Annotated in this window: 14 protein-coding genes; 7 read left to right on the top strand and 7 right to left on the bottom strand. The window is 67.4% G+C overall.

Features of this window, described 5'->3' with window-relative positions; all coding sequences use genetic code 11:
* Nucleotides 1-140 precede the first annotated feature (140 nt).
* Together DBR20_RS18395 and DBR20_RS18390 are read right to left on the bottom strand one after the other, a co-directional pair.
* Complete coding sequence (locus DBR20_RS18395; RefSeq protein ID WP_108267513.1) at nucleotides 141-704, bottom strand: TlpA disulfide reductase family protein; 564 nt, start codon at nucleotides 702-704, stop codon at nucleotides 141-143.
* On the bottom strand, nucleotides 701-1,975 hold the full coding sequence (locus DBR20_RS18390) for a YihY family inner membrane protein (RefSeq protein ID WP_100463142.1): 1,275 nt from the start codon (nucleotides 1,973-1,975) through the stop codon (nucleotides 701-703). The genes DBR20_RS18395 and DBR20_RS18390 overlap by 4 nt, the downstream gene beginning before the upstream one ends.
* Before the next feature lie 77 nt (nucleotides 1,976-2,052).
* On the opposite strand from DBR20_RS18390, the gene wrbA reads away from it, so the two are divergent.
* From wrbA to DBR20_RS18375, 3 genes are all read left to right on the top strand, one after another.
* Nucleotides 2,053-2,646: an NAD(P)H:quinone oxidoreductase gene (wrbA, locus tag DBR20_RS18385; protein WP_093818977.1), complete on the top strand. Its 594-nt coding sequence runs from the start codon at nucleotides 2,053-2,055 to the stop codon at nucleotides 2,644-2,646.
* Entirely contained in the window at nucleotides 2,643-2,978 is a 336-nt protein-coding gene (locus DBR20_RS18380) for a DUF2069 domain-containing protein (RefSeq protein WP_099820220.1), read from the top strand. The genes wrbA and DBR20_RS18380 overlap by 4 nt, the downstream gene beginning before the upstream one ends.
* Before the next feature lie 79 nt (nucleotides 2,979-3,057).
* Nucleotides 3,058-3,543 carry an asparaginase domain-containing protein gene (locus DBR20_RS18375; RefSeq protein WP_033830416.1) on the top strand — a complete coding sequence of 162 codons (486 nt, stop codon included), beginning with the start codon at nucleotides 3,058-3,060 and terminating at the stop codon, nucleotides 3,541-3,543.
* 117 nt (nucleotides 3,544-3,660) lie between these two features.
* Here DBR20_RS18375 and DBR20_RS18370 read toward each other — a convergent pair whose 3' ends face one another.
* The 3 genes from DBR20_RS18370 to sufT all read right to left on the bottom strand — a co-directional run bounded on the left by DBR20_RS18370 (nucleotide 3,661) and on the right by sufT (nucleotide 7,530).
* Complete coding sequence (locus DBR20_RS18370; RefSeq protein WP_099820221.1) at nucleotides 3,661-5,400, bottom strand: S8 family peptidase; 1,740 nt, start codon at nucleotides 5,398-5,400, stop codon at nucleotides 3,661-3,663.
* A 424-nt stretch (nucleotides 5,401-5,824) separates the two neighbouring features.
* Nucleotides 5,825-6,919, bottom strand: coding sequence for a branched-chain amino acid aminotransferase (locus DBR20_RS18365; RefSeq protein WP_108267511.1), 1,095 nt, complete (start codon nucleotides 6,917-6,919; stop codon nucleotides 5,825-5,827).
* 59 nt (nucleotides 6,920-6,978) lie between these two features.
* On the bottom strand, nucleotides 6,979-7,530 hold the full coding sequence (sufT, locus tag DBR20_RS18360; protein WP_025877975.1) for a putative Fe-S cluster assembly protein SufT: 552 nt from the start codon (nucleotides 7,528-7,530) through the stop codon (nucleotides 6,979-6,981).
* A 121-nt stretch (nucleotides 7,531-7,651) separates the two neighbouring features.
* On the opposite strand from sufT, the gene DBR20_RS18355 reads away from it, so the two are divergent.
* Nucleotides 7,652-8,071 carry a hypothetical protein gene (locus DBR20_RS18355; protein ID WP_099820223.1) on the top strand — a complete coding sequence of 140 codons (420 nt, stop codon included), beginning with the start codon at nucleotides 7,652-7,654 and terminating at the stop codon, nucleotides 8,069-8,071.
* Between the two features lie 156 nt (nucleotides 8,072-8,227).
* On the opposite strand, the gene DBR20_RS18350 is transcribed toward DBR20_RS18355, so the two are convergent.
* Together DBR20_RS18350 and DBR20_RS18345 are read right to left on the bottom strand one after the other, a co-directional pair.
* Nucleotides 8,228-9,688 (bottom strand): NAD(P)(+) transhydrogenase (Re/Si-specific) subunit beta, encoded by a 1,461-nt coding sequence (locus DBR20_RS18350; protein WP_108267509.1) that lies wholly within the window; start codon nucleotides 9,686-9,688, stop codon nucleotides 8,228-8,230.
* Nucleotides 9,685-10,005 (bottom strand): NAD(P) transhydrogenase subunit alpha, encoded by a 321-nt coding sequence (locus DBR20_RS18345; protein WP_108267507.1) that lies wholly within the window; start codon nucleotides 10,003-10,005, stop codon nucleotides 9,685-9,687. The genes DBR20_RS18350 and DBR20_RS18345 overlap by 4 nt, the downstream gene beginning before the upstream one ends.
* Before the next feature lie 97 nt (nucleotides 10,006-10,102).
* Between DBR20_RS18345 and DBR20_RS18340 the strand changes: the two genes are divergently transcribed.
* The 3 genes from DBR20_RS18340 to DBR20_RS18330 all read left to right on the top strand — a co-directional run.
* The gene (locus DBR20_RS18340) at nucleotides 10,103-10,687 is read left to right on the top strand and encodes an RNA polymerase sigma factor (protein WP_108267505.1); all 585 of its coding nucleotides are present in this window, start codon (nucleotides 10,103-10,105) and stop codon (nucleotides 10,685-10,687) included.
* On the top strand, nucleotides 10,684-11,016 hold the full coding sequence (locus DBR20_RS18335; RefSeq protein ID WP_108267503.1) for a hypothetical protein: 333 nt from the start codon (nucleotides 10,684-10,686) through the stop codon (nucleotides 11,014-11,016). Before DBR20_RS18340 ends, DBR20_RS18335 begins: the two co-directional genes overlap by 4 nt.
* 3 nt (nucleotides 11,017-11,019) lie before the next feature.
* Nucleotides 11,020-11,318 (top strand): DUF3106 domain-containing protein (locus DBR20_RS18330; protein ID WP_146187053.1); only part of this gene is annotated, 299 nt, incomplete at its 3' end.

The following is an 11,318-nucleotide window of genomic DNA, read 5'->3' as shown; positions in this document are numbered from 1 at the left end:
TACTTGCAGCGTCCCCCGCAACCGGACCCACCCCGCCTGCCCTCAGGAAACCAGCTTCTGCTGTTGCTTCGGCTGTTGAGGTTGCCGGCCAGCGGCCGGCACTACAGCAGGTGCAGGGCGCAGCCCTGCCGACCCACCTATTACTTGGCAGCCGCGATCTGCTTTTCGATGTCGGCGGCCGTGACCGGGCCGAGGAAGCTGTGCGCCAGCTTGCCCTGCGGGTCGATCAGGTGGGTCAGCGGCAGGCCGCGCGGGGTGGCGAAGTCAGCCGGCGGATCGAACGGATCGACGATCACGATCGGGTAGGTCACCGGATGCTTGGTCAGGAACGATTGCATCTCCGGCACCTCGATGTCCTCGTAGGCCAGGCCAACCACTTCGATGTTGCTGCGCATGGCATGCAACGCCGACAGCTCGGGCATTTCCTTGCGGCAAGGTGCACACCAGGTCGCCCAGAAATTCACCACCACCCACTTGCCACGATGCGCGGCCAGGTCGTAATCAGTGCCATCGACCGCCTTCATCTTCAGCGTCGGGAACTCGGCGGTGACGCGCTCGGCGGGCGTGTCCTCAACCGGCGCCGGGGCGGTCGGGGTCGGTGCCTGCGCGGGCGGCTGGCTGCTGGCCGGGGTCGGCTCCTGCGCGGGTTTGCAGGCGGCCAGGGCCAGCAGCGCAGCCAGCAGCAACGGGGTCTTGCAGGTCATGGGGCGTCTCCAGAATCAGGGTAGATGTCGCTGACGCGACGCTTGAGGCGTTCACGCAACGGCAGGCGCAACTCGTCCAGCGCAGCCAGTGCGGCCCGGCCGAGGCTGTCGTCGCGGTAAGGCAGGTGTTGTTCGGCCACCGGAATGCGCAGCTGCGTGCATTCGTACAGATCGCCCAGGCTGACCTGATCCAGGTCGCGTGCGAGCAGCCATTCGCCGCGCTCATCACGGCGCAGCAGGCCGATGCCTTCCAGGTTGCAGGCCAGGTCCTGCAGCAGCGAGTCGGTCAGCATCGGTTCCAGCCGCAGGATCTCGTCGTCGGCCAGACCCCTGCCTTTGGCGCGTGCGTGCTGGAAGCGCCCGAGCAGGCGCAGCAGGCCATAGAACTCGTAGCCCTGCGGCAGGCGCAGCTCCACCGGCTGGTAGCGGAAGGCCGCCATCGACGACGCCAGCGACGCGCCCAGCAGCACGGCCACCCAGCACAGGTAGATCCACAGCAGCAGGATCGGCACGAAGGCCACCGTGCCATACAGCTTCTGGTAGGACTGGAAGCTGCCCAGGTAAGCACCGATGCCCCACTTCACCAGCTCCAGGATCACCGCGGCGAGAATCGCGCCCGGAACCGCGTGGCGCCACTTCACGGTGTGGTGTGGCACCACCCGGAACATCAGGGTGATGCAGACGAATTCGATCAGGATCGGCGCCAGCCGCAACGCGAGATCGGCCAGCCAGCGCCCCTCCTGCGTGCCGAACAGCGGCATCGCGAACACCCGCGCCGACACAGCCAGTGAAGCGGCGGCAAGCATCGCGCCGAGGGTCAGCACCGTCCAGTAGACCAGGAAGCGGGTCAGCCGCGGCCGGCTGCTGCCGACGCGCCAGATCTGGTTGAAGGTCTCTTCAACGCTGTTGAGGGTGATCAGCAGCGAGATGACCAGGGCGATGAAACCGGCGGCAGTGAGCTGGCCCGCGCTGGCCGAGAACTGCCGCAGGTAGCCTTCGGCGGCGCGCGCGGCGTTGGGCACGAAGTTGGAGAAGACGTAGTCGCTGAGCTGGTCGCTCCAGCGATCGAACACCGGGAAGGCCGAGAGCACGCCGAATACCACGATCGCCAACGGCACCAGCGCGAACACCGTGGTGTAGGCCAGCGCGGCGGCAGCCTGGAACAGGCGGTCGTCGAGGAAGCGGCGCCACAGGAAGCGGCCGAAGCTGGCGGCGCGTGCGCGATCCCGCGCGCGCTCCATCCACAAATTGAGCGTATCCAAAGGTTCCATCGGCGCAAGGGTACCCGATGCGGAATCGGTGCAGGATAGCCATACTGGTGTCCACACGATGAGGAGAGCTGGGCGCGATGGGCGAAATCCTGGTGCTGTACTACAGCCGCGGCGGTTCGGTGGCACGGCTGGCGCGCCAGATCGCGCGGGGCATCGGCGAGGTTCCGGGCATGGCGGCGCGACTGCGCACGGTGCCGCCGGTGGCAGCCGTCACCCAGACCGCGCAGCCGCCGGTGCCGGACGACGGCGCGCCGTATGTGAGCGTGCAGGACCTGGTGGAGTGCCAGGGACTGCTGCTGGGCAGCCCCACCCGTTTCGGCAACATGGCCGCGCCGGTCAAGCATTTCCTCGATGGGCTCGGCGCCGAATGGGTGAACGGCACGCTGGCGGGCAAGCCGGCCGGGGTGTTCACGTCCACCGCCTCGATGCATGGCGGCCAGGAGTCGACCCTGCTGTCGATGCAGGTGCCGCTGCTGCACCACGGCTGCCTGATCGTCGGCATTCCGTTCACCGAGCCGGCGCTGAGCCACACCACCAGTGGCGGCACGCCGTATGGCGCCAGCCACGTGGCCGGTGCCGCCGACGACCCGCAACCAACTGACGATGAGGCGGTACTGGCACGGGCGCTGGGCCGGCGCGTGGCCGACATCGCGCAGCGGCTGGCGCGATGAGCGCCGCGCCGCGCACCGTGCTGCTGCTGGCCTTGATGGGGCTGGCGGCGCTGTTTGCCGGCTGGTTCATCAACGACAGGCATTGGCTGGCCACCCAGCTGGTGTTCACGGCACCACCGCTGGCGCTGGCCATCGCCCTGCGGCTGGGCTGGCGCAAGGCAGGCTTCTGGGCGGCGGTGCTGGCCCTGGGCTGGTTCAGCCACGGCGTGATGAGCGCCTGGAGCCACCCGGAAACGCGCTGGCTGGCGCTGATCGAGATCGTGCTGGCGCTGCTGGTGATCTTCTCGGCCAGCCTGCCCGGCCTGCGCGCCCGTTTCGGGCGGCGGCGCTGACGCTGCGCCCGGCGGGCCGTATCATCTGCGTTCCCGGCCCCGCGCCGCTGTACCTGCCTTGGTTTCGCGCATGCACATGATGGAAGAGCTCCTGGTCGTCACCACCGGTGGCACGATCGACAAGATCTATTTCGACGACAAGTCGGACTACCAGATCGGCGACCCGCAGATCGGCATGATCCTGCGCGAACTGGGGGTCACGTTCCGTTTCAACGTGATTCCGATCCTGCGCAAGGATTCGCTGCACATCAACGACGACGATCGTGAGCTGATCCGCGCGACGATCGCCGCGCAGCCCACCCGCCACGTGCTGGTGACCCATGGCACCGATTCGATGGTGCAGACCGGCAAGGTGCTGGCGACGATTCCGGACAAGACCATCGTGATGACCGGTGCGCTGAGCCCGGCGCGTTTCCGTGGTTCGGATGCGGAGTTCAACATCGGTTGTGCGATCGGTGCGGTGCAGTCGCTGCCGGCAGGGGTGTTCATCGCAATGAATGGCCGGATCTTCGATCCGCAGCATGTGCGCAAGAACGTGGCGGCGAACCGGTTCGAGTCGGTTTGAGAAACTTGTAGTGCCGAGCCCATGCTCGGCAGCCCTCTGATAGCCGAGCGTGGGCTCGGCTCTACAAAAAAACACCCCGGCCGAAGCCGGGGCGTGCCCATGGAGAGGGGCTTGGGCTCAGTACTGGGCGTTGAGGGTCACGCCCGAGAAGGTGCTGTACGCCTTCACCCGCACGTGCCATACGCCGGCAGCGGGGCTGTTGACGGTGCAGGTCTCGTTGTTGCCGCTCAGGTACGGGCGGCAGGTGTAGACGGTGTCGGTCGGGGCACTGCCCTGGCGCAGGTACAGGTCGGCGTCACCGCTGCCGCCGCTGATCGCCACGCGCAGCTGCGCGCTGCCAGCCGGGACGTTGACGGTGTAGCTGAGCGATGCGCCGCTGGCCGCGCCGAGGCCGGTGACCGGCACGTTGTTCTGCAGCACGGTGCCACCCGGGTTGGGCGTAGTGCCGTTGATCGCGGCTGTCACTGCGGCATCGGCGTCGATGATGCCGGCGCCGCAACCACCCGAGCACGCACCCGGCAACGGACGCGCGGTGCTCTTGATGATGCTTTCCACCTGCGCCGGGCTGAGCGGGCTCGGGGCCACCGATTGCATCAGCGCGACCACGCCGGCTACGTGCGGCGCCGCCATCGAGGTGCCGTTGTAGGACGCATAGCTGGCGCTGCCCGGGGTGGTGGTGCCGCTGTTGAGGGTGGACAGGATGCCCTGGCCCGGTGCGGAGATGTCGATGCCGGTGCCGTAGTTGGAGAAGCTGGCACGTGCGCCTGCCGAGGTGGTCGCCGCCACCGCGATCACGTTCGGGCAGTTCGCCGGGACCGAAGAGGACACGTTGGTGTTGCTGTTGCCGGCAGCGACCACCACGGTGGTGCCACGGCCGACCGCGCCGTTGATGGCGTTCTGGTAGGTGGTCGAGCAGCTGCCGCCGCCGCCCAGCGAGAGGTTGATGACCTCGGCCGGATTGGCATTGGCCGGCACACCGCTGACGGTGCCGCCGGAGGCCCAGACGATGGCGTCGGCGATGTCGGAGGTATAGCCGCCGCACTTGCCGAGCACGCGCACCGGCACGACCTTGGCATTGAATGCGGTACCGGCCACGCCGTTGCTGTTGTTGGTCACCGCGGCGACCGTGCCGGCCACGTGGGTGCCATGCCAGCTGGAGTTCGAGCCCGGGTAACCGGCCTGGCACTCGTTGTCGCCGTACCAGTCACCCTCATCGTTGGGATTGCTGTCCCGGCCACCACCATCGCGCGCCATCGCCGCGTCGCTGATGAAGTCATAGCCGGGCAGGATGTTGGCGTTGAGGTCGGCATGGTTGGTAATGCCGGTATCGATCACGGCCACGACCACGCCGGTGCCGGTGGCCTTGTCCCAGGCCGGGCGCACGTTGATCGACGCGTTGGACGTACCGAAGCCCCACTGTTCGCTGAAGCGGGTGTCGTTCGGGGTCAGCGTCGCGCGCATGATCTGGTCGACTTCGACGTATTCCACATTCGGGTCGGCGGCGAGCTTGCGCATCAGCAGTTCGGCGTCGGCCTGGTCCAGCGCGCGGTCAGTCCTGACCACGGTGGAGCCGACAGCGAGCTTGCGGACCTGCTGCAGGCCCAGCGCGCGGCCCTGGCTGCTGGCGATGCCGGCAGCGGCGGTCTTCAGCGAAGAGGCGAGCGCGGTGGTGTTGGCCACCGGCGCACTGCCGTCGCGGTACTTCACGATGAACCGCTGATGGGTCGGCGCGGACTGCAGGCCGCTGAGCTGGACATCACCGGCCAGCGCAGGCGTGGCCAGCAGCAGCGATGACAGGACGGACGCACCAAGGACCACCCACACACGACGCACACGCGGTTGCGTTACCTGGGACATCGGATTTCCCTTCTAATGGTAGGAATGCCGGAATCGGCAGAAGCACCGGCCTGAACCGTGGGCTGGCTTGCGATGGCGAGGTTCGGGTCCGGCGAGCCAGCGGAGTCCCCTGACCATCCGCTGTGTTGATGACGCTAGTGGCTCAAACCGGACACCACAAGATTTTCAGCGTCTTTTCAGCAAGATGAAATGTTGGATCTGAGACTTTCCGGGTCGAGGGTTTGTGAAGGTGAAGGAACTTTCGCGTCACCTGCACAGACCTGACTGCGGAATGTCCTGTCTCATCATGTCTTTGCCGACATCGGCGGTCGTGATTCGCCAGGCATGGCGCACATCCCCCAAAACGCAGAAAGCCCGTCGCGAGGACGGGCTTTCCGGAGGAGCAGCCGAGCGTGGGCTCGGCTCTACAGTTCAATGCAGGCGATCAGCCCAGCTTGACCAGCCAGCCATGACGGTCCGGCAGGCGGCCGTACTGGATGTCGGTCAGTTCCTTGCGCAGCGACATGGTCACTTCGCCGGCCGGCGCATCGATGTCGCCCACCGAGAAGCCTTCGCCCTTCAGCTGGCCGATCGGGGTGACCACCGCAGCGGTACCGCAGGCGAACACTTCGGCGATCTCGCCAGAGGCCACGCCCTGCTTCCACTCGTCGATGGTGACCTTGCGCTCTTCGACCTTCATGCCACGGTCGCGGGCCAGCTGCAGGATGCTCTCGCGGGTGATGCCCTCAAGGATGCTGCCGGACAGTTCCGGCGTGACCAGGGTGCCGTCCTTGTAGACCAGGAACACGTTCATGCCGCCCAGTTCTTCCAGGTACTTGCCTTCGACCGGGTCCAGGAACAGCACCTGCGAGCAGCCCTGTGCCTGCGCCTTCTGCTGCGGCAGCAGCGACGCGGCGTAGTTGCCACCACACTTGGCCGCACCGGTGCCACCCTTGGCCGCACGCGCGTACTCGGTGGACAGCCAGATCGACACCGGGGCGACGCCCTTGGCGAAGTACGGGCCGGCCGGGCTGGCGATCACGTAGTAACCGGCCTTGTGCGCGCCGCGCACGCCAAGGAAGGCTTCATCGCCGATCATGAACGGACGGAAGTACAGGCTCGACTCATCGGCCGACGGCACCCAGGCGCTGTCGACGGCGATCATCTGCTTCAGCGATTCGACGAAGATCTCCACCGGCAGTTCCGGCAGCGCCAGGCGCTGCGCCGAACGCTGCAGGCGACGGCCGTTGGCATCCGGGCGGAAGGTCCAGATCGAACCATCGGCATGGCGGTAGGCCTTGATGCCCTCGAAGATCTCCTGGCCGTAGTGCAGCACGGCCGCGGCCGGGTCCAGCTGCAGCGGACCATAGGCACGCACGTTGGCGTTGTGCCAGCCGGTGTCCTTGTCCCAGCGCACTTCCACCATGTGGTCGGTGAAGTGCAGGCCGAAGCCCGGCTTCTCCAGGATCTGGGCGCGCTCTTCAGCGCTGCGCGGGTGGTCCGAACGGGTGACGGCGAAGCTGGGAATGGACTGGGACACCGGAGATTTCCTGTTCTGGTTGCGGGTAATGCCGGGCCCGCGTCACTGCGGGCCGTGGGTCAAAGCATGCCGGTTTCTAGCCGGGCGGCCTCGGACATCATGTGCTGGTTCCACGGCGGATCGAAGACCAGCTCGACGTCGGCCTCGGCCACCGTCGGGATCATTTCAAGCTTGCTGCGCACGTCGTCGACCAGGATGTCGCCCATGCCGCACGCGGGCGCGGTCAGGGTCATCTTCACGTCGATCTCGCGCTGCCCTTCGTCCAGGTGCTTGATCTCCACCTCGTAGACCAGGCCCAGTTCGACGATGTTCACCGGTATTTCCGGATCGAAACAGGTGCGCAGCTGCTGCCACACCAGTTGTTCGACCTGCTCGTCGCTGGCATCGTCGGGCAGCTCCAGCGGTGCCGGCGCCTCCTTGCCGATGGCATCGCCATCCTTGCCGGCGATACGGAACAGATTGCCCTCGACAAACACCGAATAACTGCCGCCCAACGCCTGGGTGATGTACCCATAGCTGCCGGCGGGCAGGGTCACGGTGTCGCCCTGCGGGACCATCACGGCCTCGCAATCGCGTTCGAAGTGGACAGGTTCGCTGCTACGGGAATACATGGGGACCGATATGGGGCTGCGGCCGAAGCCACGCAAGACGGCATTCTAACGTAGGCGCCCCGCCCTCGCCGGTGCACTGCGGCAAACCACAGTATCCTGTGGGCGACCTTCAGGAGCTTCGATGTCCTCCAATGCCGCACGTGCCAGGACCGTTACCTGGCTCTGGCCCTTCATGTTGTTGCTGGCGCTGGCCACCGCCCCACTCGCCTGGATGCTGATCGCCCTGTTCACCGGCCGTCCGGTCGGCTGGATGGCGGTACTGACCGCCCTGGAACTGGTGTTCATGCTGCGCTTGGGCACGCTCGGCCCCGGCAAGCTGCGCATTGCCCTGGTCGTGCTGGGCACGCTGCTGGTGGCCGCGATCGCGAACTGGGCCATCGCCAGCGCCTGGATGGGCGGCTCGATGGGCCTGAACCCCTGGGACGCCTCGCTGCGGATGGGCCCGCACCTGGCCTGGACGCTGATCACCCTGGCCAATGGCGTGGTCGAATGGCTGTGGCTGGCGGTGGGCATTGCCGTAGGCGCCTGGCTGGCGCGTTGATCGCGCCGGTGATGCCTTGGTAGATCCACGCCATGCGTGGACATGTCTGGTAGATCCACGCCACGCGTGGATGGGGGCGGCGCCGGGCCATGCCCGGCGAGCGCAGCGGTCTGCCCGAAAGGCCGCCGGGCATGGCCCGGCGCTACCGGTACGGCCTCAATGCCCGCCGTCAAGCGCCTTCAGTTCGCTGACCAGCGACGCCGCCGCCTCTGCACCATCGCCGTACAGCATGCGCGTGTTGTCGGCGTAGAACAGCGCATTCTCGATACCCGCAAAGCCGGTGCCCTTGCCGCGCTTGATCACCACCACGTTGCGTGCGTTGACCACGTCCAGCACCGGCATGCCGTAGATCGGGCTGGCCGGATCGGTGCGCGCCACCGGATTGACCACATCGTTGGCGCCGATCACCAGCACCACGTCGATGGTGGCGAATTCGGGATTGATGTCGTCCATGTCCGCGATCAGGTCGTAGGGCACGCCCGCTTCGGCCAGCAGCACGTTCATGTGCCCGGGCATGCGCCCGGCGACCGGGTGGATGGCGAATTTGACCTTCACCCCGCGCGTGATCAAGCGCTGCGCCAGCTCCCAGATCTTGTGCTGGGCCTGGGCCACGGCCATGCCATAGCCGGGCACGATCACCACACGTTCGGCAAAGCCCATCATCGCGGCCACATCGGCAGCTTCAATGGGCTTCTGCGAACCGGAAATCGCCTGTGCCTCACCCCCGGCGCCACCGCCGAAATTGGAGAACAGCACGTTGCGGATCGGCCGGTTCATCGCCTTGGCCATCAACCGGGTCAGCAGGATGCCCGCTGCGCCGACCATCATGCCGGCGATGATCAACGCTTCGTTGCCCAGCACGTAGCCTTCGAACGACACCGCCAGGCCAGTGAACGCGTTGTACAGCGAGATCACCACCGGCATGTCGGCGCCACCGATCGGCAGCGTCATCAACACGCCCAGCGCCAGCGCCAGCACGAAGAAGGCGACGATGGCCCAGGTGCTGAGCGTGCTGGCGGCGATGATGCCCAGCACCACCACGGCCAGCGCCACCAGCAGGTTCATCACCTGCTGGCCCGGCCAGGTCACGCGCTTGTCGAGGCGGCCATCGAGTTTGGCCCAGGCGATCACCGAGCCGGACAGCGACACCGCACCGATCGCCGCGCCGACCACGGCCAGCACCAACACCGTGCCGGACGGCTGGCGCGCGGCCAGGTCGGCCAGCGCCTGCGCACTCCAGTGGGTGGTATCGCGATTGGCCAGGAAGGCATAGCGCAGCAGCTCCACCGCACCGATGGCCGCTGCCGAGCCGCCACCCATGCCGTTGTACAGCGCGACCATCTGCGGCATGTCGGTGACCGCGACCTTGCCCGCCGACCACCAGGCCAGGCCGGCACCCAGCAGCAGCGCCACCAGGATCAGCGGCACGTTGTGCAGTTCGGGCAGGAAGAAGGTCGCCACCGTGGCCAGCAGCATGCCCAGCCCCGCCCAGCGGATACCGCTGCTTGCGGTCATCGGCGAGGCCATGCGCTGCAGGCCGAGCAGGAACAGGGTGGCGGCGATCAGGTAGCTGGCCTTGACCAGCCAATCGAGCAGTTCGACGGTGCTGATGTTCAAGCCTGTGGCTCCTTCGGTTCATCGTTGCCGGTCCTGCGCACGCTCGGCTTGAACATTTCCAGCATGCGCGCGGTGACCACATAGCCACCGGCTGCGTTGCCGGCGCCGAGCACCACGGCAAGGAACCCGAGGATTTTCTCCAGCGGTGTCTGCGCGTGCCCCAGCACCACCATCGCGCCGATCAGCACGATGCCGTGGATGAAGTTGGAGCCCGACATCAACGGGGTATGCAGGATCACCGGGACCCGGGAAATGATCACGTGGCCGGCAATGGCGGCCAACATGAAGATGTACAGCGCCACGAACCCGTCACTCACCGGCAACGCTCCTGCTCTGTCTTCGTCGCCCCATCATAACCACGGGCTGAACCCTGCGCGCGTCCCGGTCAACCACGGCCGCGCTCACGCGTTGTCGATGGTGACCCCTGCCGAGGAACCGTACCCTGTGCTGGTGAGCAGCCCTGTCCCCTCAACCACCGATGCCGACGCCGTTCCGGCCTCGCTGGAAGCGTTCCTGGCCAGCGTCGGGCCGCGCGCCTTCCGCTTCGCCGAGGCCGGCCTGCGCCAGCGTGATGACGCACTGGATGCGGTGCAGGACGCGCTGCTGCGCATGCTGGACTACGCCGACAAGCCGGCAGCCGAGTGGGCGCCGTTGTTCTGGAGCATCCTGCGCCGGCGGGTGATCGACGTGCAGCGCCGTCGCCGCTTCCGCCTGCCGTTCTGGCGCGACAACCAGGACGCAGACGGCGCCGGGATCGACTGGGCCGACCCCGGCCCGGACCCTTCGCAGGCACACGAGCAGCGCCAGCAGTACCAGCAGCTGGTGCAGGCGCTGCGCGAGCTGCCCGCCCGCCAGCGCGAAGCCTTCACCCTGCGCGTGCTGCAGGACCTGGACGGCGCCACCACCGCCCGCGCCATGGGCTGCAGCGAGGGCGCGGTAAAGACCCATCTGGCGCGCGCTCGACAGGCGCTGCAGAATCAACTGGAGATCCACCTGTGAACCGCCCCCTGCCATCCGATGACGCCCTGCGCAGCCTGCACGCGCAGTCGTTGCAGGCGCTGTCGCCGGCCACGCTGGCACGCCTGCGTAGTGCCCGTCACAGCGCCAGAACGGCGCACGCCGGTCGCTGGCGCTGGCGCTGGTGCCTGGCCAGCGCCTGTTCGCTGGTGATCGCGCTGGGCATCGGTGTCCAGTTCGTCGGCCCGGGCGAGCATCAAGGCGGTGCCACCGCGCCGATCGTGGCGGCAGAAGAAGACAATGGCGTGCTGTACGACGAGAATCCCGATCTGTACCTGTGGCTGGGCGACAACGACCTGGCGATGGAGTGAACCATGTTGCGATACCCCTCCCTGCCCCTGCTGATCGCCCTGACCCTGTTGCCGGCTGCATCGGCACTGGCGCAGGCCACCGCACCGGCGCCTGCCGCGCGTCCGGCCCCTGCGGCTGCCGTGCCGCTGCCGAACTGGGAACAGCTGAGCCCGGCCCAGCGCGACGCGCTGCTGGCACCGCTGCGTGACCGCTGGAACGGCGCCGATCCCGCGCAGCGCCAGCGCATGCTGTCGCACGGCCAGCGCTGGCAGTCGATGAGCCCGGAAGAACGCGACAAGGCCCGCCGCGGCCTGCGCCGCTT

The sequence above is a fragment of the Stenotrophomonas sp. HMWF023 genome, assembly GCF_003060985.1.
GTDB lineage: Bacteria > Pseudomonadota > Gammaproteobacteria > Xanthomonadales > Xanthomonadaceae > Stenotrophomonas > Stenotrophomonas lactitubi.
Note: the sequence above shows the minus strand (reverse complement) of the source record. Positions and strands in the feature narration are given on the sequence as shown.

Coding starts and splice junctions, on each gene's coding strand:
- DBR20_RS18395 (WP_108267513.1), bottom strand. CDS start 704: ATGACCTGCAAGACCCCGTTGCTGCTGGCTGCGCTGCTGGCCCTGGCC.
- DBR20_RS18390 (WP_100463142.1), bottom strand. CDS start 1,975: ATGGAACCTTTGGATACGCTCAATTTGTGGATGGAGCGCGCGCGGGAT.
- wrbA (WP_093818977.1), top strand. CDS start 2,053: ATGGGCGAAATCCTGGTGCTGTACTACAGCCGCGGCGGTTCGGTGGCA.
- DBR20_RS18380 (WP_099820220.1), top strand. CDS start 2,643: ATGAGCGCCGCGCCGCGCACCGTGCTGCTGCTGGCCTTGATGGGGCTG.
- DBR20_RS18375 (WP_033830416.1), top strand. CDS start 3,058: ATGGAAGAGCTCCTGGTCGTCACCACCGGTGGCACGATCGACAAGATC.
- DBR20_RS18370 (WP_099820221.1), bottom strand. CDS start 5,400: ATGTCCCAGGTAACGCAACCGCGTGTGCGTCGTGTGTGGGTGGTCCTT.
- sufT (WP_025877975.1), bottom strand. CDS start 7,530: ATGTATTCCCGTAGCAGCGAACCTGTCCACTTCGAACGCGATTGCGAG.
- DBR20_RS18355 (WP_099820223.1), top strand. CDS start 7,652: ATGTCCTCCAATGCCGCACGTGCCAGGACCGTTACCTGGCTCTGGCCC.
- DBR20_RS18340 (WP_108267505.1), top strand. CDS start 10,103: ATGGTGACCCCTGCCGAGGAACCGTACCCTGTGCTGGTGAGCAGCCCT.